The organism is Microbispora oryzae (assembly GCF_017896165.1).
GTDB classification, from domain to species: Bacteria; Actinomycetota; Actinomycetes; order Streptosporangiales; family Streptosporangiaceae; genus Microbispora; species Microbispora oryzae.
In genome coordinates this window covers 191484-212675 of record NZ_JAFCNB010000003.1, presented here as the reverse complement: position 1 = coordinate 212675, position 21192 = coordinate 191484, and the positions used below count along the sequence as shown (strand labels likewise).

Annotated in this window: 19 protein-coding genes; 5 read left to right on the top strand and 14 right to left on the bottom strand. The window is 72.6% G+C overall.

The genetic code is table 11. The annotated features are described in order from the left end of the window. Positions 1 to 4: 4 nt before the first annotated feature. On the bottom strand, positions 5 to 895 hold the full coding sequence (locus JOL79_RS07545; RefSeq protein WP_210154953.1) for a hypothetical protein: 891 nt from the start codon (positions 893 to 895) through the stop codon (positions 5 to 7). A gap of 557 nt (positions 896 to 1452) precedes the next feature. On the opposite strand from JOL79_RS07545, the gene JOL79_RS07540 reads away from it, so the two are divergent. Genes JOL79_RS07540 through JOL79_RS07530 form a run of 3 tightly spaced genes read left to right on the top strand, consistent with a single transcriptional unit; the run spans position 1453 to position 3957 of the window. Beyond that, positions 1453 to 1899, top strand: a complete 447-nt coding sequence (locus JOL79_RS07540) for a MarR family winged helix-turn-helix transcriptional regulator (RefSeq protein ID WP_210154952.1) — start codon at positions 1453 to 1455, stop codon at positions 1897 to 1899. Next, positions 1892 to 3388, top strand: coding sequence for an MFS transporter (locus tag JOL79_RS07535; protein ID WP_210154951.1), 1497 nt, complete (start codon positions 1892 to 1894; stop codon positions 3386 to 3388). Before JOL79_RS07540 ends, JOL79_RS07535 begins: the two co-directional genes overlap by 8 nt. Positions 3389 to 3399: 11 nt before the next feature. Beyond that, positions 3400 to 3957 (top strand): cysteine hydrolase family protein, encoded by a 558-nt coding sequence (locus tag JOL79_RS07530; protein ID WP_210154950.1) that lies wholly within the window; start codon positions 3400 to 3402, stop codon positions 3955 to 3957. Between the two features lie 61 nt (positions 3958 to 4018). Here JOL79_RS07530 and JOL79_RS07525 read toward each other — a convergent pair whose 3' ends face one another. From JOL79_RS07525 to JOL79_RS07495, 7 genes are all read right to left on the bottom strand, one after another. Beyond that, positions 4019 to 4774, bottom strand: a complete 756-nt coding sequence (locus tag JOL79_RS07525; RefSeq protein WP_210154949.1) for a sirohydrochlorin chelatase — start codon at positions 4772 to 4774, stop codon at positions 4019 to 4021. Continuing rightward, positions 4771 to 5934, bottom strand: coding sequence for a uroporphyrinogen-III synthase (locus JOL79_RS07520; protein ID WP_210154948.1), 1164 nt, complete (start codon positions 5932 to 5934; stop codon positions 4771 to 4773). The genes JOL79_RS07525 and JOL79_RS07520 overlap by 4 nt, the downstream gene beginning before the upstream one ends. Then, a complete protein-coding gene (gene nirD, locus JOL79_RS07515; RefSeq protein ID WP_210154947.1) occupies positions 5931 to 6293 on the bottom strand; it encodes a nitrite reductase small subunit NirD in 363 nt (120 codons plus the stop codon). The genes JOL79_RS07520 and nirD overlap by 4 nt, the downstream gene beginning before the upstream one ends. After that, a complete protein-coding gene (gene nirB / locus JOL79_RS07510; RefSeq protein ID WP_210154946.1) occupies positions 6290 to 8794 on the bottom strand; it encodes a nitrite reductase large subunit NirB in 2505 nt (834 codons plus the stop codon). Before nirB ends, nirD begins: the two co-directional genes overlap by 4 nt. Beyond that, positions 8791 to 10203, bottom strand: coding sequence for an FAD-dependent oxidoreductase (locus JOL79_RS07505; RefSeq protein ID WP_210154945.1), 1413 nt, complete (start codon positions 10201 to 10203; stop codon positions 8791 to 8793). The genes nirB and JOL79_RS07505 overlap by 4 nt, the downstream gene beginning before the upstream one ends. Beyond that, entirely contained in the window at positions 10200 to 12311 is a 2112-nt protein-coding gene (locus tag JOL79_RS07500) for a molybdopterin oxidoreductase family protein (RefSeq protein WP_210154944.1), read from the bottom strand. Before JOL79_RS07500 ends, JOL79_RS07505 begins: the two co-directional genes overlap by 4 nt. A gap of 333 nt (positions 12312 to 12644) precedes the next feature. Further along, complete coding sequence (locus JOL79_RS07495; RefSeq protein ID WP_210154943.1) at positions 12645 to 14006, bottom strand: MFS transporter; 1362 nt, start codon at positions 14004 to 14006, stop codon at positions 12645 to 12647. 214 nt (positions 14007 to 14220) lie between these two features. On the opposite strand from JOL79_RS07495, the gene def reads away from it, so the two are divergent. Beyond that, positions 14221 to 14697 (top strand): peptide deformylase, encoded by a 477-nt coding sequence (gene def, locus JOL79_RS07490; protein WP_210154942.1) that lies wholly within the window; start codon positions 14221 to 14223, stop codon positions 14695 to 14697. 222 nt (positions 14698 to 14919) lie between these two features. Beyond that, complete coding sequence (locus JOL79_RS33810; RefSeq protein WP_230984403.1) at positions 14920 to 16083, top strand: peptidoglycan recognition protein family protein; 1164 nt, start codon at positions 14920 to 14922, stop codon at positions 16081 to 16083. 47 nt (positions 16084 to 16130) lie between these two features. On the opposite strand, the gene mshC is transcribed toward JOL79_RS33810, so the two are convergent. The 6 genes from mshC to JOL79_RS07455 all read right to left on the bottom strand — a co-directional run bounded on the left by mshC (position 16131) and on the right by JOL79_RS07455 (position 21173). Then, the gene (mshC, locus tag JOL79_RS07480) at positions 16131 to 17342 is read right to left on the bottom strand and encodes a cysteine--1-D-myo-inosityl 2-amino-2-deoxy-alpha-D-glucopyranoside ligase (protein ID WP_210154941.1); all 1212 of its coding nucleotides are present in this window, start codon (positions 17340 to 17342) and stop codon (positions 16131 to 16133) included. Between the two features lie 35 nt (positions 17343 to 17377). Next, the gene (locus JOL79_RS07475; protein ID WP_307848381.1) at positions 17378 to 18109 is read right to left on the bottom strand and encodes an NRDE family protein; all 732 of its coding nucleotides are present in this window, start codon (positions 18107 to 18109) and stop codon (positions 17378 to 17380) included. A gap of 152 nt (positions 18110 to 18261) precedes the next feature. Then, positions 18262 to 19023: an SCO1664 family protein gene (locus tag JOL79_RS07470; RefSeq protein ID WP_210154939.1), complete on the bottom strand. Its 762-nt coding sequence runs from the start codon at positions 19021 to 19023 to the stop codon at positions 18262 to 18264. Between the two features lie 48 nt (positions 19024 to 19071). After that, positions 19072 to 19647, bottom strand: a complete 576-nt coding sequence (locus JOL79_RS07465) for a DUF3090 domain-containing protein (RefSeq protein WP_210154938.1) — start codon at positions 19645 to 19647, stop codon at positions 19072 to 19074. Positions 19648 to 19656: 9 nt separating this feature from the next. Further along, entirely contained in the window at positions 19657 to 20358 is a 702-nt protein-coding gene (locus JOL79_RS07460; protein ID WP_210154937.1) for a histidine phosphatase family protein, read from the bottom strand. Then, positions 20355 to 21173 (bottom strand): undecaprenyl-diphosphate phosphatase, encoded by an 819-nt coding sequence (locus JOL79_RS07455; RefSeq protein WP_210154936.1) that lies wholly within the window; start codon positions 21171 to 21173, stop codon positions 20355 to 20357. Before JOL79_RS07455 ends, JOL79_RS07460 begins: the two co-directional genes overlap by 4 nt. Between the last annotated feature and the right edge of the window lie 19 nt (positions 21174 to 21192).

Sequence of the window (21192 nt, the reverse complement as noted above, 5' to 3'; positions counted from 1 at the left end):
GCGGTCACGGGTGTCCGCCGTTCATGACAGTGTCCGCGTTCCGCTTGAGGGTTTCGCGGTTCCGCTGGATCGCCGACAGCTCGTCGGCATGCTGCCGGATGAGGTCCTCCTCGTAGGAGTTCTGCACCGAGACGAGATCCTCGACATAGCCGACCTGGTCCTTGCACTCCATGTCGGCCACGGCGGCCTTCTTCTCCTCCGCGCTCGCGCCGGCGGCGGTGCGCGCGGGACGCCAGCGGGGGTCCTCCCAGGCGTCCACGGGCATCGCGTAGTCGTAGCCTCGGCCCTTCATGCACGCGGCCCAGGCGGCCACCGGCTTCTTGACGCGTTCGTCCCGCGCCGCCAGGTCCGCGGCCTGTCCCATCAACTGCCAGGGAAGAAGACGGTCGGCCTTCGGGGCGTTCTTCTGCAGCACGCCGTCGGCCGCACCGACACAGCCGCCAGGGGCGACGGTTCTGCCCTGGTAACGCGTGGCGCCTCCGCCGGAGAGAACGCTCCGCTCGTCCGGCGACACGGTGGTCTCCAGCGTGTCCTTGGGCTTGTCGAAGTCCTTGGCACGCGCCGGATCGATTCCGTATCCGAAGCGGGCCGCCTCAGCCGGCGGGACGTACAGGAAACGGCGGCCGGTGACCAGCGGGGGCGGGTCGTTGGCGACCTCGCGCGTGCGGAAACCGGTGAAACCGAACTCCTTCATGCAGCCCTGCACCAGCCGGACGCGCGCGTTCATCTCCTTTCTGCGCTGTTCCGGAGTGTCCACATAGCGGGTCAGAGCTGTTTCTCCGTTCCTCAGCGTCGTATCGGGCTGGGCGAGCACCTCGGCTGCCGAGGCGTTCACACCGACAGCCCAGATGAGGAGGCTCGCCCCCGCGAGCATCACCGAATTCCGTGATTTCACGTTTCGCTGACCTCTCGTTCAGTAGAGGTTCCGATCGGAAGTCCGGGCATTCCGGGCCGGATTCGCGCGAATGCGCGGGGAAAATCGATCCGCACGGGAGAGAAATTCCTGACCGGGCGCCGGGCCGGACAGACCTGATCGTGCCCGCACGCCTTGGAAACGGGCAAGTTCAGATATGGGTGACGGACATCACAATTGACTGTTGTCACAACTGGAGTAAAGTGCCCCGCGCCCGCCCCCGTTGACGCGAATTCCCCCTCCGGTGGCGCGCCGCGGAAAGCGCGGATTAGTCCGTTCGCGGTCGGTCACCCGCAGACCCGGCGTTTCCCTCGCGACGAGCCGTGCCGGACCCGCCGGGCCGGACGGACGGGAAGCCGGCGCGAGCGACGAGTCGCGCGGCCCACGTCCGGAGCGTCCGAAGATCCCGCCGGCGAGACGCCGCCGCCCCGCGCACCGCCCCTCACCGGAGAGGGCCTGGGCCGACGCCGGGAGGCTTATACAGCTAACCTGCGCAGGTAAACTGGACAATATGAGCCGATGGCTCTACGGTGAGGCCCATGAGCGAAGACCAGGGGCCGTCGCCTTCTGCCGTCCGGGCCTCGCAGGAGATCCGGGCCGTCGTCGGCCGATTGCGGCGCCGCATCCGCGCCGCCACGGGCACCGGGGACATCAGCCTCACCCAGGCGACGGTGCTGGCCCGCCTCATGGGCGAGGAGGGGCTCACGACCAGCGACCTCGCCGCCGCCGAGGGGATGCGGCACCAGTCGATGGCGACCACGGTGGCCGCTCTGGCCGGCCTCGGACTTGTCGACCGGCGCCGCGACCCGGGCGACGGCCGGCGCGTGTTGATCGCGCTCACCCCGGAGGGCCGCCGGCGGGCCGAGGAGGGCAGGCAGGCCCGCGGCGAATGGCTCGCCGCCGAACTGCAGAAGAAGTGCACAGAAGAAGAACGGCAGACCGTGATCGCGGCCATGGCCCTGCTGGAGCGACTCGTCCATGACTGATCGGCCGGCCGACGCGGGCGGCGCCGGGGACGCGGGTTTCGACCGCAGGCTCGTCCCGCCGATGATCCTGGGCTCGGTCCTGAACCCGATCAACTCCACCATCGTCGCCGTCGCGCTCGTCCCCATCGGCGCCGCGTTCGGGGCGCCGCCGTCGCAGACCGCCTGGCTGGTCTCGGCCCTCTACCTGGCCACCGCCCTCGGACAGCCGATCGCCGGCCGTCTGATCGACATCTTCGGCCCCCGCCGCCTCTTCCTCCTCAGCACCGGCCTCGTCGGTGTCGCCGGAGTCGTCGGCGCGCTGGCCCCCGGCCTCGGAGTCGTGATCGCGGCACGGGTCCTGCTCGGCTTCGGAACGTGTGCCGGCTACCCCGCCGCCATGGCCCTGCTGCGCGGCGAGGCCGACCGAACCGGCCGGAACAGTCCCGCGGGCGTGCTGACCGCACTGGCGGTCGCCAACCAGACCGTCGCCGTGGCCGGCCCCCTGCTGGGCGGCCTGCTGATCGGACTGGGCGGATGGCGTGCCGTCTTCGCGCTCAACATCCCCCTGTCGGCGGTCGCGGTCACCCTCGGCGCGCTGCGGCTGCCCAAGCACCCCAGGCAGCCCGGGCAGCCCGGGCAGCCGGGCACCGGCGCGGCGGCCCGGGGCGGGACGGCCGCACAGCTCGATCTGCCGGGCATGGGCCTGTTCGCGGCCATGCTGTTCTCGCTGCTGCTGTTCCTCATGAACCCGCGCGCCGGCACGTGGTACCTGCCGGTGATCACCGTCGCCGCCGGAGCCGGCTTCACCGTCCGGGAGCTGCGCGCGAGGACGCCGTTCATCGACCTCCGGGTGCTCGGCGGCAACGCGCCGCTGCTGGCCACCTACGGACGGGCACTGGTGGCCTACGTCGTCGGCTACGCCTTCCTCTACGGGTTCACCCAGTGGACGGAGGAGGGCTACGGGCTCTCGCCCTTCCACGCCGGACTGGTGCAGATCCCGATGTTCCTCGTGGGGATCGCCGTCTCCGTCACCCTCGGACGGCGCGGCGGCGTCGTCGGCAAACTGCTGCTCGGCGCCGCCGGGCAGATCGCCGCCTGCGCCCTCATGCCGGCCGTCACCGCGTCCAGCCCGCTGTGGACGCTACTCCTCCTCGCCGTGCTCTTCGGCGTGCCGCAGGGCGCCAACGGCCTTGCGCTGCAGAACTCGGTGTACTTCCAGGCCGACCCCCAGCGCATCGGCTCCTCCGCCGGTCTGCTGCGGACCTTCGCCTACCTGGGCTCCATGATCGCCTCATCGGCCTCCGCCGCCTCCTTCGGGCAGCGCGCCTCGACGGAGGGCATGCACCACCTCGCCTGGATCATGCTCGGCGCCGGAGTCCTCTATCTGCTCATCACCCTCTTCGACCGTAGCCTGCGACGCCTCCCGACCGGCCCGCCCGGAAAAACCGGCCCGCCCGGAAAGGCGGGGGCGCCGCACACCCCATCCCGAACCAAGTCACCGTCGTCGTGAAAGGCCGGACCGTGTCCCGCACCGCACTGCTCTCCATGGACCTTCAGCTCAGCACCCTCGCCCAGGTTCCCGACGGCTATCTGCCGGCCGCCGTCCGGGCACTGGAAACGGCCCGGGCGGCCGGGATCCCCGTCATCCACGTCATACTGCGACTCCGTCCCGGCCACGTCGACGCCCACCCCCGCAACAAGGTCTTCGGATCCCTGCCGGCCCATGTCTTCACCTCCGCGGATCCGGGCGCCGCCATCCACCCGGACGTCGCCCCTCGCGGCGGCGAGATCGTGGTGCACAAGAACCGGGTCAGCGCGTTCGCGGGCAACAACCTCCGGCAGATCCTCGACGCGCAGGACATCGGCCACCTGGTCATGGCGGGCATCGCCACCGGCGGCATCGTCTTGTCCACCGCCCTGCAGGCGGCCGACCTGGACTACCGCGTCACCGTGCTGTCCGACGCCTGCGCCGACCGCGACCCCGGCCTGCACGACACCCTGGTCACCAAGGTGCTGGGCCGCCGCGGCGACGTGATCACGACGGGCGAGTGGGCGGACACCCTGACGGCCGCGGTGTGACCCGGCCGCCCTGCCCCGCCCCGGGCGGTCCGCCGTTCACATAAACGCCCACTCGAAACGATCACATGGAGTGCGACGTGACCGGGCGGGCGCGGCGGAACCGGTGGGCCGCGGCGGCCTCGTCGAAGCGGGTCCAGATCAGCTCCGCGATGCCGGCGTCAACGCCGAGGGGCGCGCTGACCACGTCGGCGCCGCTGGACGTCAGGCGGTCGTGGAAGAACCCGGGGGCGAGCAGGTAGGAGGCGATCGCCACGCGCGACCCCGGGGCCCGTCGGGCGTGCTCCAGGGCCTCCCCGACGGCCGGGCTGCCCGAAGAGGCGAACGCGGCCGTGACGGGGCGGGAGAGCCGTACGGACAGCAGGCGGGCGGCGGCCCGGACGTCCTCCAGGGCGGCGGGGTCGGAGGAGCCCGCCGCGCCGAGGATGACCCGGTCCCAGGGCCGCAGCCCGGCGGCGGCGAGCCGCCGCGCCAGCACGCCGGTGAGCAGCGGGTGGGGCCCGAGCTGCCCGGTCACGACGGCGTCGGGCCGGGTACGGGCGACCACGGCGGGCAGGTCGATGTGCACGTGATAGCCACCGGCCAGCAGCAGCGGCACCACCACGACGGGCCCGGGTACCGACTCCAGCACGCCGGCGAGCAGCGGCGAGCTGATCTCCAGGTAGCCGAGCTCGGCCCGGCGGCCCGGCCTGGCCCGGCGCACGAGCCCGGCCAGGGACTCCATGACGGACTCCCAGTGCCCGCTGCGCGCGCCGTGCGCGGCCATGACAAGGGTCGGCTCCGTGCCCCTGCCCGTGCTCCGGCGGCCGGGGTACGTCATCGCTCGTCCCGGCCGCAGGCCAGCCGGTATCCGCGTTTGACCACGGTCTCGACGATGCCGGTCGGCCCGAGGGCGCGCCGCAGCCGCGTGATGGCCATCTCGACGGCGTGCTCGGCCGAGTCGCGGGACGGCGAGCCGGGCAGCACGATCCGCAGATCGGAGCGGGGAACGACGTGCCCGGGCCGCTCGGCCAGGCGCTTGAGCACAGCCATCGGCGCGGGCGGGAGCGGCTTGAGGTCCCCGTCGACGGCGACGGCGTGTCCGCGGATCTCCAGGTCGTGCCCGCCCGCGACCAGCCTGGTGACGCTGCCCGCGGGCAGGTGGCGGGCGAGCGCCCGGGCGAGCGCGCCGAGCCTCGCCCGGTCCGGCTGGACCACCCGCACGCCCTGCCGTGTCAGCGGACCGGCGGTGACCGGGCCGACGCACGCGGCGACGACCCGGGTGTTGAACGCCGCGAGCAGCGCGTCCTCCAGTCCGTCCCCGCGTGCGGCCTGGAGCGTGGCGAGGACGGCGGGCGCGCTGGTGAACGCCACGGCGTCCACCGAGCCCGAGACGGCCTGGCTCACCAGGCGCCGCAACGGCGAGGTGTCCCGGTAGGGGAGCCAGCGGTAGACCGGCACCTCTATCACCTCCGCGCCCGCCCCTCGGAGCGCGGCGACGAACCCGTCCAGCGGCTCGCCGTGAAGCTGGACGGCGATGCGGCGGCCCCGCAGGTCCTGGGCGAGCAGATACTCCTTCACCTCCTCGCACGACTCCGTGGCGGGCGTCCAGTAGTCGGCGAGCCCGGCCGCGCGGACGGCGCCCCTGGCCTTGGGGCCGCGGGCCAGCAGGCGGGCGGCGGTGAGGTGGGCGTTGAGGTCGCCGGACAGACCCCATCCCTCGGCCGCGGCCATCCAGCCGCGGAAGCCCACGCCGGTGGTGATGACCACGTCGTCGACCGGGGCGGCCAGGCATGCCCGGGTGGCGGCCAGCAGACCGGTGTCCTCGGCGAGAGGGACGATTCGGATGGCCGGCGCCCGCACCACGCGGGCGCCGCGCCGTTCCAGGAGCGCCGACAGCTCCTCGCTGCGGCGGGTCGCGGTGACCCCGATGGTGAACCCGGCGAGCGCGTCCGGCGCGGTCTCCGGGCTCACCACTGCCTCGTCTGCGAGCACGGTCATGCCGCGCTCACCTCGACGATCCCGTCCGACACGCGGACGGGGTAGGTCGGCACCACGGTGTCGGGGTCGTCCACGCAGACCCCGGTGACCAGGGAGAAGACCTGCTTGTGCATGGGCGAGGCGACGGTCGGCTCGCCGTTCCTGGTGCCGACGATGCCTCGGGACAGGACGTAGGCCCCGCTGTAGGGGTCCAGGTTGTCCAGGGCGTACAGGACGCCGTCGAAGGTGCGGAACACCGCCACCTGCCGGCCGTCGACGAGCACCGCGACGCCGCGTTCCGGGAGCATGTCGCCGTACGAGCAGGCGGGCGTCCACTCACGCCGCCGCGCCGAGGGCGGGGTCTGGTCGAGGACGGTCATCTGCGTGCCACCTCCAGAGGTATCAACACGGGCTTGATCTGGTCGCGTTCGGTTTCGAAGGTGATGGAAGGGTCGGGGACGTCGGGGGCGTTGACGAAGCTCACGAACCGCCGGAGCTTGTCGGGGTCCTCGATCGCGGCCCGCCACTCGTCGACGTACGTGGCCGTGTGCCGGGCCATCTGCGCGTCGAGGTCGGCGCAGATGCCGAGCGAGTCATCCATGATCACGGAGCGGAGGTAGTCGAGACCGCCCTCCAGTCCCTCCAGCCACGCCGCGGTCCGCTGGAGGCGGTCGGCGGTGCGGATGTAGAACATCAGGAACCTGTCGATGGTCCTGACCAGCTCCTCCGTGCTCAGGTCGGCCGCCAGGAGGTCGGCGTGGCGGGGCTTGAAGCCGCCGTTGCCGGCCACGTAGAGGTTCCATCCCTGCTCGGTGGCGATGATCCCGAAGTCCTTCGACCGCGCCTCGGCGCACTCGCGGGCGCAGCCGGAGACGGCCGACTTCAGCTTGTGCGGGGAACGCAGGCCCCGGTATCGCAGCTCCAGGGCGATGGCGAGGCCAACCGAGTCCTGCACGCCGTAGCGGCACCAGGTCGACCCCACACAGGACTTCACCGTCCGCAACGCCTTGCCGTAAGCGTGCCCGGACTCGAACCCGGCGTCGACCAGTCTCCGCCAGATGGCGGGGAGCTGCTCGACGCGGGCGCCGAGCAGGTCGATCCGCTGCGCGCCGGTGATCTTGGTGTAGAGCCCGAAGTCGCGGGCGACCTCACCGATGACGATGAGCTTGTCCGGGGTGATCTCGCCGCCGGGGACGCGGGGCACCACCGAGTAGGTGCCGTTCTTCTGGATGTTGGCCAGGAAGTGGTCGTTGGTGTCCTGCAGCGCCGCCTGCTCGCCGTCGAGGATGTGGCCGTTGCCGAGTGAGGCGAGGATCGAGGCGACCGCCGGCTTGCAGATGTCACAGCCGCGCCCGGTCCCGTGCTCGGCGATGAGCTGGGAGAACGTCGTGATGCCGCGGACGCTGATGATGTCGAACAGCTCGGCCCTGCTGTGCGGGAAGTGCTCGCACAGCGCCTTGCCGACGTCCACGCCCGACTTCACCAGGATCTGCTTGAGCATCGGCAGGCAGCTGCCGCAGGTGGTGCCGGCACGGGTGCACTTCTTGATGCCCGGCACGTCGGTCAGGCCGTTCTCCACGATCGCCGCGGTGATCTGGCCCTTGGTGACGTTGTTGCAGGAGCAGACCTGGGCGTCGTCCGGCAGGTCGGCCGACGTGCCGCCGCCCGCGCCCGCGAACAGCAGGTCGCTCGGTGCCCCGGGCAGCGGCCGGCCCACGAACGGACGGAGGGTGTTGTACGGCGCCGCGTCGCCGACGCAGACGCCGCCGAGCAGCGTCTGGGCGTCGTCGCTGATGAACAGCCGCTTGTAGACGCCGCCGACGGGGTCCATGTACGTGACGTCCAGCGCACCGGACATCGCCCCGAACTGGGCCACCTCGACGCCGAGCAGCTTGAGCTTGGTCGACATGTCCGCGCCCTCGAAGGACGCCGTGCCGCCGAGGATGCGGTCGGCCGCCACCTCGGCCTGGGTGAAGCACGGGCCGACGAGGCCGTACACCATGCCGCCCGCGAGGGCGCACTCCCCGACGGCGTAGATGTGCTCGTCGCCGGTGCGCATCCCCTCGTCGACCACGATGCCGCCGCGCTCGCCCACCTCAAGACCGCTCGCCCGGGCCAGCTCGTCGCGGGGCCTGATGCCCGCGGAGAAGACCACGACCTGCGCCTCGATGGCCTCGCCGTCCGGCTTGACCAGGGCGGAGACCCGGCCGTCCGGGCCGGCCTCGATGGACCTGACTCCGGCGCCGGTGTGGACGCCCAGCCCGAGCGCCTCGATCTGCCCGCGCAGCACCGAGCCGCCGCCCTCGTCGACCTGCCGCGGCATCAGCCAGGGGCTCATCTCCACCACGTGGGTCCGGAGCCCGAGCCCGCGCAGCGCGTCGGCCGCCTCCAGGCCGAGCAGCCCGCCGCCGATCACCACACCCGACACGGCGCCGTCCGCGGCGTCCCTGATGGCGTCCAGGTCGTCGATGGTGCGGTAGACGAAACAACCCGGCAGCTCACGGCCCGGCACCGGCGGCACGAACGGCGCGGAGCCCGTGGCCAGGACCAGCAGGTCGTACGGCTCCCGCGCGCCGGCGTCGGTCACGACCTCGCGGTTGTCACGGTCGATCGCGGTCACCCGTTCGCCCACCCGGAGACTCACCCCATCCGGCACCGGGTAGGTGAGGTCTTCGAGGGTCTTCCCGTCGAGGTAGGAGGTGAGCGCCACCCGGTCGTACGCCGGGCGGGGCTCCTCCCCGAAGACGGTCACGGCTCCCGTGAAGCCCCGGTCCAGGAGCGTCTCGACCAGGCGGTGCGCCGTGGGGCCGTACCCGACGACGACGAGGCGGCGCGCCCCGGCGCGCTCCTCACCCTTGGCCGCGTTCCGGTTCTCGTTCATGCGCTCACGCCTTCCTGCTCACACAGCCAGCCGACGATGCCCTCGACCGCGTCGCGGCAGCCGCCGCAACCGGTCGTGGCCCTCGTGGCGGCGGCCACGGCCTCCACATCCCGCGCGCCGGACTCCCAGCACGCCCTGATCTGGCCTTTCGTCACGTTGTTGCACTGGCAGACCCGTGCGGCGTCAGGCATCCGCATCGGGCTGTCCGCCACGGCCGCGCCGCCCGCGCCGGGAAAGAGCAGCCCCGCGCGGTCGTAGGGAAGCGGCCCTCCCCGGTCGAAGAGCTGGGTCAGCGTGCCCACGGCCGCCGTCTCGCCCAGCAGGATCGCGCCGACCAGCCGGTCGCCGCGGATCACGAGCTTGCGGTAGGTGCCCTTGTGCCGGTGGGAGAAGCGGACGATCTCCGCCTCGTCCTCGGTCAGGTGCGTCTCCCCCATCGCGGCCAGCTCGACGCTCCTGGCCTTGAGGCGGGTGACCAGGCGCGACCCGCGATACCTGGCGTGTTTGTCGGTCCCGGTCACCAGGTCCGCCACGATCGCGGCCTGTTCCCAGGCCGGCGCCACCAGGCCGTAGACCTGCCCGGCGTGCTCCGCGCACTCGCCGATGGCGAAGATCGCGGGATCGTCGGTTCGCAGCTCGTCGTCCACCACGACGCCGCGGCCCACCTCCAGGCCCGCGTCCCGCGCCAGCCCGACCACCGGCCGTACGCCGCACGCCATCACGACGAGGTCGGCGGGGAGCGCCTCTCCGGTGGACAGCTCCACCTCCCGCTCCCGGACGGCGCTCACGGTGACGCCCGTACGGATGTCCACGCCGAGGTCGCGCAGCGTCTCCCTGAGGATGAGCCCGGCCTCCTCGTCGAGCTGCCGCTCCATCAGGTGCCCGGCCAGGTGGAGCAGGGTCACCGGAACGCCCCTGCCGGCGAGGCCGCGGGCCGCCTCGATGCCCAGCAGGCCGCCGCCGACGACGACCGCCCGCGCCTCGGACGCGGCGGCCGACTCCGCGGCCGCCCTGATCCGGTCGCAGTCGTCCAGCGTGCGGAAGGCCGTGGCCCGCTCCACGCCGGGGATCGGCGGCACCACCGGCTCGCTGCCCGTGGCGAGCACCAGCACGTCGTACGGCTCCCGCGTCCCGTCGGCCGCGATGACGGCGCCGCTGTCCCGGTCGATCGCGACGACCTCGACGCCGAGCCGGGCCGTCACGTTGTGATCGGCGTACCAGCGGGGTTCGAGCAGCCGGACCTGCTCCGGTGTCGACGTGCCGGCCAGCACGTTCGACAGCAGCACCCGGTTGTACGGCTGCCAGGTCTCCGCCCCGAAGACCGTGATCCGCACGTCCTTGTCACGTGCGCGGACCTCGCTCACGAGGCGGGCGCCGGCCATCCCGTTTCCCACGACGACGAGCCTCACGCCACGCCCTCCTCACCCGCGAGGCGTTCGACCGCCACCGCGCAGACCTTGAACTCCGGCATCCGCGACACGGGGTCGAGGGCCGGGTTGGTGAGCCGGTTCACGCCCTCCCAGTGGAACGGCATGAACACGGTGTCGGGCCGGATGGCGTCGTTCACCCTGGCCACGCCCTCGGCGGCGCCCCGCCGGCCGCGCACCCGCACCATGTCGCCTGGTGCGACGCCGAGCCGCTCGGCCAGCTCCGGGTGGAGCTCGACGAACAGCTCGGGCGCGGCCTGGGTCAGCGGGCGGATCCGCCTGGTCTGCGCCCCGGACTGGTAGTGCGCGAGCACCCGGCCGGAGGTCAGGTAGACCGGGAACTCCTCGTCGACGTCCTCAGCCGGCGGGCGGTGCTCGACCGCGATCATCCGGGCGCGGCCGTCGGGCGTGGGGAAGCGGTCAAGGAACGGCCGGGGGGTGCCGGGGTGCGGCTCCTCGCCGGCGCCGGTCGCCGGGCAGGGCCAGAACACCCCGGTCTCGGCGGCGATCCGTTCGTAGGTGATGCCGGAGTAGTCGGCCACGCCTCCGGCGGAGGCGGCGCGCAGCTCGTCGAAGACGGTGCGCGGGTCGGTGGGGAACCGCTCGCCGCAGCCCATCCGGTCGGCGAGCCCCCGCAGGATCTCCAGGTCGGTGCGGACTCCCTCGGGCGGCTCGGCGGCCCGGCGGCGGAGCAGGACGCGGCCCTCCAGGTTGGTCATCGTGCCGGCCTCCTCGGCCCACTGGGTGGTGGGCAGCACGACGTCCGCCATCGCCGCGGTCTCCGAGAGCACGAAGTCGGAGACGACGAGCAGGTCGAGCCCGGCCAGCCGCTCCGCGACGTGCCCCGCCCTCGGGGCCGACACCAGCGGGTTCGAGCCGAACAGCAGCAGCGCCTTCGGCCCGCCGGGCGTGCCCAGCGAGTCGAGCAGCTCGTAGGCGGACCTGCCGGGACCGGGCAGGTCGGCCGGGTCCACCCCCCACACGGCCGCGACGTGCTCCCGCGCCGCCGGGTCGTCGATCTTGCGGTAGCCGGGGAGCTGGTCGGCCTTCTGCCCGTGCTCGCGGCCTCCCTGTCCGTTGCCCTGGCCGGTGACGCAGCCGTAGCCGGAGCCCTCCCGGCCGGGCAGCCCGAGCGCGAGGGCCAGGTTGACGAACGCGGTGACCGTGTCGGTGCCCTTGGCGTGCTGCTCGGCTCCGCGGCCCGTGAGGACCATGGCGCGGGACGCCTCCCCGAGGATCCGCACGGCCTCGCGCATCAGCGCGACCGGGACGCCGGTCACCCGTTCCACGCGCTCGGGCCACCAGGCCGACACCGAGGTCCGCACCGCCTCGAAGCCGGTCGTACGGGACTCCAGGTAGCCGAGGTCGGCGTGCCCGTCGGCGACGGCGATGTGCAGCAGCCCGAGCGCGAGGGCGAGGTCGGTGCCCGGGGTGACCTGGAGGTGGAGGTCGGCCCGCCTGGCCGTCTGGGTGAGCCGGGGGTCGACGACGATCAGGCGCCCACCGCCCGCCCGCATCTCGGACAGGTGGCGGACGAACGGCGGCATGGTCTCCGCGACGTTGACCCCGGCCAGCAGGACCGCGTCCGCGCGGTCGATGTCGGTGATCGGGAACGGCAGGCCGCGGTCCATGCCGAACGCCCGGTTGGCCGCGGCCGCGGCCGACGACATGCAGAACCTGCCGTTGTAGTCGATCTGGCTGGTCCGCAGCGCCACCCGGGCGAACTTGCCGAGCTGGTAGGCCTTCTCGTTGGTCAGCCCACCGCCGCCGAACACGGCCACTCCGTCGGGGCCGTGCTCGGCCCGCACGGCCCCGATCCGGTCGGCGACGAAGCCGAGGGCCTCGTCCCAGCCGGCCGGTCTGCCGTGCAGGAGGGGGGTGGTCAGGCGCTCGGGCGAGGAGAGCAACTCCGCCGCCGTCCAGCCCTTCTGACACAGCCCCCCGGCGTTGGCCGGGATGTCCTCCCGGGGTGTGATCTGGCCGTCCGTCACGTACATGCCGCACTGCAGCGCGCAGTACGGGCAGTGCGTGGCCGAGCCCGCGGGCACCTGCGCAATCACAGGAGCGGGATCGGACAGTGAGGTCGGCATGGCTCCGATCGTGCTCAGAGGCGGTTTCACCGCTGGGTCCCTTCTGTTACCGCTTTGCTACAAGGCGCCAACCGCGCTAACACGCGCGATCCGCGGAATGTGAGAGACCTCGTCGTCTCGCCTGATGACCGGTGAGGAAAACCGTGTGTGGCCGTCCCTGAGCCGTCCGGTGGCCGTCCCGGGCCCGGACGCGCGAGACGCCCCCGGCTCGCGCCCGTGTGGGCGCCGGAGCCGGGGGCCGGCGACGGCACGCCCCGGTGCGACCGGGGCCGGGACCGCGAGGGCCGCTCCCGTCCGACCGGGGGCACCGCGAACCCGCGACAGCCGTCCCGCTCAGACGCGGGCGGCGGCCAGGCTGGTGGCCGCCCGCACGCCGGTCGTCCGGAGGTAGCAGAACCAGGTGAGCGCGAAGCAGACGGCGTAGAAGGCGGCGAAGGCGACGAACGCGGCGCCGGCGCCGCCGGTGGCGGCGATGGAGCTGCCGAAGCCGCGGTTGATGAAGAAGCCGCCGAAGGCGCCGATGGCGGAGATGAAGCCGATGGCCGCGGCCGAGTCGCGCCGGGCCACCCGGACCGCCTCCTCGTGCTCGGGAGTGCCCGGCTCAAGGCCCGCGACCGCCCTCGCCCGGAAGATCGCGGGGATCATGCGGTACGTCGAGCCGTTGCCGATCCCCGAGGTGGCGATCAGCAGCATGTAGGCGGCGAAGAACAGCCCGATCGAGTGGGCGGACAGGCCCTGCCAGACCAGCAGCACCGCGGCGATCATCGCGGCGAAGTTCCAGAAGGTCACCGAGGCCCCGCCGAGGCGGTCCGACAGCCAGCCGCCTGCGGGCCGGATCAGCGAGCCGACCAGCGGGCCGAGGAACGCCAGCGAGACCAGCGAGGCGTGCTCGGCGAACTGCGACTTGATCAGCAGCGGGAAGGCCGTCGAGTAGCCGATGAACGAGCCGAACGTGCCGATGTAGAGCACCGACATGATCCACGTCTGGGCGCGCCCGGCGGCCCGCGCCATCTCCTTCGGCTCCGCCTTCGCCGAGGTGAGGTTGTCCATGCAGAGGAAGGCGCCGATCGCGGCGGCCACGATGAACGGCACCCAGAACAGCCCCGCGGCGGCCAGCCCGAAGCCGCCGATGACCAGCGGCATCACCAGCTGCACCGAGCTGACCCCGACGTTGCCGCCCGCCGCGTTCAGGCCGAGGGCCGCGCCCTGCTTGTTCTGCGGGTAGAAGTACGTGATGTTGGCCATGCTGGAGGCGAAGTTCCCGCCGCCCAGCCCGGCCGTCGCGGCGATCACGAGGAACGCCCAGAACGGCGTGCCCGGGTTGTTCACCGCGACCGCGAGCAGGACGGCGGGCACGAGCAGCAGCGTCGCGCTGACGATCGTCCAGTTCCGCCCACCGAACCGCGCGGGCGCGAACGTGTAGGGGATGCGCAGCGTCGAGCCGACCAGGTTGGGCAGGGAGACGATCCAGAAGAGCTGGTCGGTCGAGAAGTGGTACGACCCCAGTTTGACGGCGACGATGCTCCAGACCGTCCAGATCGTGAAGCCGAGGTGCTCGGCGAAGATCGAGAAGATGAGGTTGCGACGGGCGGTCCGCCGCCCGGACGCCGCCCAGAAGGCCGGGTCGTCCGGCCGCCAGTCGCCTATCCAGCGACCCTTCTGGTGGGCCGTGGGCGTCTCCTGCGTCACCGTCATCGTTCCTCCCGCATGGTCTTTGGGCCGGTACCGAAGCTAGGAGGACCGCGTTACGCACTTTGACCGTAGGTGACCGTGCAGCAGTTACATGTCGCGCACTCGCGAAACAGGCAATCCACAGGCATAACGGAAGCAACATGGATTTAACAAAGGTTGGCCATCCCCGGAGTGGGAAATTTCCCCTTGGTGTCATCGTCGCCCGTGGGGAGCGTGAATGACTGTCCCTCAGATCCGCATGTTCGCCGATCCGGCGTTACGGCGCGTAGCCGAACCCGTCACCTCGTTCGACCGATCCCTCCGCGATCTGGTCCGGTCGCTGACGGCGACCATGCGCGCCGGCCCCGGCCGGGCCGGTCTGGCCGCGCCGCAGATCGGCGTCCCGCTCAGAGTGATCGCCTACAGCGTGGAGGGACGGTCCGGCCACATCGTCAATCCGCGGCTCGAACTGTCGGAACGCACGGTCCTGGCCGACGAGGCCTGCCTCTCCGCGCCCGGGGTCTGGTGGCCCAGAGAGCGATCCTTCGCCGTGGCCGCCAGAGGCAGGGACATGAACGGCAAGCCGGTCACGCTGCGGGCCGTCGGCATGCTGGCGAGGGTGCTCCAGCACGAGGTCGACCATCTCGACGGCGTGCTGTTCATCGACCACCTTCCGGCCGAGGATCGGCGCCGCTTCCTGGCCGCCCTGCCGTGAGCGATCCCCCCGCCTCGCCACCGAGGTGGGGGGAAATATCCCTTCATTTCCAAGCACTGACGTGCCTGCCGTATTCATAGGGCGGCCCTGGCACGGACATACCGGTTCACATGTGACCGGTTTCCGGTCGGCCGGAATATCCTCGCCGGACCGTGGGGATATCGATGCAACCTCCCGCCGGACGTGGGCCCTCGTGGTCCCGCGCACATTCGGGAGGACGCATTGCCAGGCATCACACGCCGGGGATTCCTGTCGGCCGCGATCGCGTCGGCAGGCGGCGGCCTGGCCGCCGGAGTCCTGTCCGCCGGCGAGGCGTCCGCCGCCACCCGTCTGTCCGCCCTCTCCTCGGGCTCCGGGGCCGACGCCGGTCCCCCCTCACCGGGCATGTCCGCGGGCAGCCCCGCGACCAGCCCCGGCAACGGCTCGCGGAGCAGTCTCGCGAACGGCCCCGCGAACACCCCCGCGGACAGCCCCGCGACCCTGCCGGGGTCCGGGAACGTGACCGAAACCCGGCCGGAGAACGTCACGGACGGCCTGCCGGAGGCGCTCGCCGGGCCGGAGGACGCGGCCGGCGCCACGGAGTACGGTCCGCCGGCCATACCGCCGCCCGCGGCTCTGTCACCGCCCCCGGCAATGTCACCGGTGCTGGTGGACGACGCCCGGGCCGGGGCGTTCACGAAGCCGCCGTCGCGGCCCCGCGTCTACACGCGCAGCGAGTGGCGGGCCGATCCCCCCAAGCACAAGGCGGACGTCCTCGAGCGGGCCCCGGACCGGCTGGTGGTGCACCACACCGCCACCCCGAACACCGCCGATCGCGGCCTGGACGCGGCGTTCGCCCTCTCCCGCGCGATCCAGCGCTATCACATGGGCCACAACCGGTGGGACGACATCGGGGAGCAGTTCACGGTCAGCCGGGGCGGGCACATCATGGAGGGCCGCAACCGCACCCTGCCCGCCGTGGCGGAGGGCAGGCTGGTGCAGGGCGCCCAGGCGGCCAACCACAACGGCCACACCCTGGGCATCGAGACCGAGGGCACGTACATGACCGAACTGCCGCCCTCGGTCCAGCTCGCCTCGCTGACCGACCTGCTGACCTGGCTGTGTCACGCCTACCGGCTGAACCCGTACGAGGCGATCATCGGGCACCGGGACCTCAACTCCACCTCGTGCCCGGGCGACCGGCTCTACGCGTATCTGCCCCTGCTGCGGGCGAGCGTCGCCCGGCGCCTGCACGTGAGCCCGCCCGCGCGGGAGCCCGCGTCGCGCGCCATGCGGCTGGGCCGGCCGGGGCGGCGGTCCCCCGGGCCGCCGCCCGGGGAGCCGCTCGTGCCGTTCGAGCACGGGCCGGCGACCGGCCCGCGGGACCGGCGGCGCGCCGGGAAGTGATCAGAGGCGAACCCGGTGGGCGGCTCGGCGCGCGGCTCGGTGGACGGCTAGAGGGCGACGCCGAGCAGTGCGTCGGCGACGTCGCGGACCAGCGCGGGCGCGCCGGTGTCGTCTCCCTCCGCCGCCGCCCAGGCGTCCACGATCGCGAGGGCCCCCGGAGCGTCCAGGTCGTCGGCGATCCGTTCCCGGACGCCGGCGAGCACCGCCGCGCCGTCCGGGCCGGACGGCCGCGCCACCGCCGCACGCCAGCGGGCGAGCCGCGCCGCCGCCTCGTCGAGCTGCTCGGGGGTCCACTCCCAGTCCGTCCGGTAGTGGTGCGCCAGCAGGGCCAGCCGTACGGCCATGGGGTCGGCCGACTGCCGCAGGCGCGAGACGAAGACGAGGTTGCCCTTGGACTTCGACATCTTGGCCCCGTCGAGGCCGACCATGCCGGCGTGGACGTACGCCCGGGCGAACGGCCACTCGCCGGTCGCCACGTGGCCCTCGCAGGCGCCCATCTCGTGGTGGGGGAAGATCAGGTCCGAACCCCCTCCGCTGACGTCGAAGCCCGTGCCGAGGTTGCGCAGGGCGATCGCGGTGCACTCGACGTGCCAGCCGGGCCGCCCCGGCCCGAACGGCGACGGCCAGGACGGCTCGCCCGGCCGCTCGGCGCGCCACAGCAGCCAGTCGAGCGGGTGGCGTTTGCCCGGGCGGGCCGGGTCGCCGCCCCGCTCGCCGAACAGCTCCGTCATCGTCTCCTCGGAGTAACCGGAGACGGCCCCGAACTTCGGGGCGGAGGCGACGGAGAAGTAGACGTCCCCGTCGAGCCGGTAGGTGGCGCCCCGTTCGGTCAGCCGGGAGATCACGTCCGCGATCTCGCCGACGACCTCGGTGACCCCGACGTACTCCCGGGGCGGCAGGATCCGCAGCGCCTCCATGTCCGAGCGGAACAGGTCGATCTCCCGCCGGGCGAGGTCCTGCCAGTCGGTGCCGGTCGCGGCGGCCCGCTCCAGCAGCGGGTCGTCCACGTCGGTGGCGTTCTGCGTGTAGTGCACATCGTGGCCGGCGTCCCGCCAGGCCCGGTTGACGAGGTCGAAGGCCAGATACGTGTTGGCGTGCCCGAGGTGGGTGGCGTCGTAGGGGGTGATCCCGCAGACGTACATCCGCGCCTCCCCCGATGGGGTGGTCTCGCGGACCTCGCGCGCGGCGGTGTCGTAGAGACGCAGCGGGAGGCCCGGACCGGGCAGCCTGGGGACGTTCGGAGCAGACCACGATCGCATGATGAGAAGCCTATCCGCGCGGCCGGAGGGAGCGGTCAGCCGGTCGTGTCCACTCTGTGCCAGGTCGACGGCTCGTCGGGGCGCGGGCAGAAGTCGTAGCGCAGTCCTTCGGCCGACAGGGCGACGAGGGTCACACTGAGGCTGGCGTAGACACGGCGGTCCGGGAGCCGGCGATTCACGATCAGCGCCCGGGGGTCGTCCACGGCGAGCCCCCCGCCGGAGGCCAAGGTCAGCCACTCTCCCCAGAAACGCTCGGGTGAGTCGCAGTCCGAGGTCCACACGGGGCGCGGGGCCGCGGCGAAGAGGGGGCGGAACCAGGCGGCGCGGGGGTCGTCGTCGCCCCGCTCCCAGCCGTCGTTGCCCAGCACGTGCACGCCTCTGGGCAGCTTCTCCTCGGCCAGGCTCTCGCCGTCCCAGCTCCACAGCCGCACGCCGTCCAGGCCCGCGATCAGCAGGTGGAACGGGTCGTAGACACGGGGGTCCACGGGCGGCAGGTCGCCCTCGGCCGCGGCGCGCAGCGGCAGCTCGCCGCGGGATCGCCGGGTCTCGGGCGGGGCGGCGGGGCCGCGGCCGTTGAGCAGCGCGGCCACCCTCCTGTCGGCGGGATGGGCGGCGAGCCAGGTGCCGCCGGCCTCCAGGTCCCGTCCCCCGAGGATCTCGGGGTGGCCGGGCCAGTACCGGCCCGGGGACATCCAGGGCCGCGTGACGAACTCGTCGCGCACCCCGGCAAGGAGCACCGGCACCTCGGAGTCCGGCTCCACGCTCACAACGACGGTACACAAAGGATGTTCCCTCCGTATCGGTAGAGACTCCTGCAGAGTGCACAATTCACTCGATTACCGCAAGTGCGGACAAGAGCTCCCATTACGGCGGGTCGCCGGGGGCGCTGGACCTGGGCTGGACCTGGGCAGGATCCGGGCTAGATCGGCGGCCAGGGGATGGCGGGCCAGTCCTCGGAGGGATGGGGGTGCACACCCGTGGAGATGAGCCGCTTGACCCGCTCCCAGGTGGCCTCCACCTCGGCGGCCGTGAGGAGCTCCCGCAGCCGCCGGCCGAGCCGCCCGCGCTCCATCTCGCGTTCGAGCCGCACGAGCACGGTCATCGCCTCACGCGACAGCGACTTGCCGCGCCACTGCCACAGCACGGTGCGGAGCTTGTCGTCGACGGAGAAGCAGACGCCGTGGTCGACGCCGTAGACGTGCCCGTCGGGCAGCGGCAGCAGGTGGCCGCCCTTGCGGTCGGCGTTGTTCACGACGGCGTCGAAGACCGCCAGCCGCCGCAGGACCGGGTTGCGGCTGCGCATCAGCGCCATCAGGTCGGTCTCCGGGTCGGCGTCGATCCACAACTGGACCATCCCCGGCCCGAACGGGCCGTCGCGGTAGACCGTCGGCGGAACGATCCGCCACCCGGTCGCCGCGGCCACCTCGTAGGCCGCCACCTCCCGCGCCGCCAGCGTCCCGTCGGGGAAGTCCCACAGAGGGCGCTCGCCGCGCACGGGTTTGTACACGCACGCCGCGGCGTGCTCCCCGTTGGTGACGGAGCAGTACAGAGTCATGTTCGTCGCCTCGACCAGGCGACCGGCCACGTCTAACCTGCCCTCCTTGAGCAGGGTCAAGGCCGTGGCGTCGTCCAGCCCGTGCCCGTCGGTGTCGCTGATGCCCGCCTCACCCTCGGCCGTCATAAGGATTCCCGATCGCCGCCGCCCCCGCCGGGCGGCCGTCTCGCCGCGTCACGCCGTCAGTCCTCCGGGATGGTGACCGTTCAGCCGGACGCAGATGTGCCCGCCGGTGTCGAGCGGCCGGCCGCAGAGCGGGCACGGCGGACGCCCGGCGGCGACGACGTTCAGGGCCCGCCGGCTGAAGGCACGCGCCGCGGCTGCGCTGATCCGCACCCGGAGGACGGCGGGCTCCGGCCGGTCGTCGAGGATCGGCTCGTCCTCCTCCTCCTCGTCGTCGCCCTCGGTGGCCTCCTGGGCCTCGATGACGACCTGGGCGCTGTCGGCGTCCCACGCCAGGGCCATCGTGCCGACCCGGAAGTCCTCGTCGATGGGAAGATCGAGGGGGCCCTCGTCGGCCAGCTCCGCGGGGGCCATGGCCGGAACGGGCGCGCGGCCGCCGCTGCGGCGCAGCACCTCGTCGAGCAGTTCGTCGAGGCGATCCGCGAGGACCGCGACCTGGAACTTCTCCAGCCCGACGGTCGTGATCCTGCCCTGGCCGCGGGCCTGCAGGAAGAAGGCTCGTGCGCCCGGTTGCCCAACGGCACCGGCCACGAATCTGTCAGGTGGATCGTAGTCGAAGACCGGCATAGCCCGACCCTATGCGTTCCCGGAGCCGCCGCCGACGGCGGCATCGCTCCCGGAGCCCGCGGGCTCCCCGCCCGCACCCTCCGGGGCGTCGGGCGCGGGCACGAGATTGGCCACGTCTCCCCCCGTGTCGTTCGCCCTGAGCAGGAAGGGCCGCAGCGGCGTGTACCGGATCACCGTCACCGACGCCGGATCGGCCGTGATCCGCTGGAACTGGTCGAGGTGCAGCCCCAGCGCGTCGGCCACGATCGCCTTGATGACGTCCCCGTGGCTGCAGACCAGGTAGACGGCCTTCTCGCCCAGGCGCTCGTTCCAGTCGCGCACGGCGCGGACGGCCCGGCTCCGCACGTCGGCCAGCGCCTCCCCGCCGGGGAACACCGCGGCGCTGGGGTGGGCCTGGACGACCTGCCAGAGCGGCTCCTTGGCCAGCTCGGCGATCGGCCGGCCGGTCCAGTCGCCGTACCCGCACTCGCCGAACCTGTCGTCGGTCTGCACCGTGACCGGCCGGCCGGCCGCGATGGCCGCGGCGGTCTCCTGGCACCGCTCCAGCGGGCTGGCGACGATCGCGTCGAGCTCCAGCGGCGCGAGTCGCGCGGCCACGGCCTCGGCCTGCCTGCGGCCCCGCTCGTCCAGGTGCACCCCGGGCGTCCATCCGGCCAGCACCGGGCCGGTCATCTCGGTGAGGCCGTGCCGTACGAGCAGGACGGTGGTCATGACGCGACCACCCCCAGGGTCAGCAGGGTGAGCAGGAACGCTCCGGCGAACACGCGGTAGACCACGAACACGATGGTGGAATGGCGGGCGACGTAGCGCAACAGCCAGGCGATCGAGGCGTATCCGACGACGAACGAGACGGCGGTCGCGATGACGGTCGGCACCAGGGGCGGCCCGCCGCCCGCGCCGACGTCACGCAGCTCGAAGAGACCGGACAGCACCACCGCGGGGATCGACAGCAGGAACGAGTATCGGGCGGCCGCCTCGCGCGTGTAGCCGAGGAACATGGCGCCGGTCATCGTGGAGCCCGACCGGGAGGCGCCCGGGATCAGCGGCAGCATCTGCCAGGCGCCGATGATCAGGGCGTCCCGCATGTTGAGGTCGGCGACCTCCTTCTTCTTCCGGCCCGTCTGCTCCGCGGCGAGCAGCACGAGGCCGAAGACGATCAGCATGCTCGCGTTGAGCCACAGGTTGCGCGCCGGGCCCTCGATCGCGTCCTTGAACAGCAGCCCGGCCACGCCGATCGGGATCGTGCCGAGGCCGATGTACCACCCCATCCGGGCGTCCAGGTCGTCGCGCAGCTCCGGCTGGCGGAGGCTGCGCAGCCACGCCCACACGATGCGGACGATGTCCCGCCAGAAGTACAGGAGCACCGCGAGCATCGTGCCCAGCTGGATCACCGCGGTGAAGGCGGCGCCGGGGTCGGACCAGCCGGCCAGTTTGGGCACGATCAGCAGGTGGGCGGAGCTGGAAATCGGCAGAAATTCCGTCAATCCCTGCACAATGCCCAGCACAATGGCCTGTAGTACGTCCATGGTGCCGACAGCCTATCGG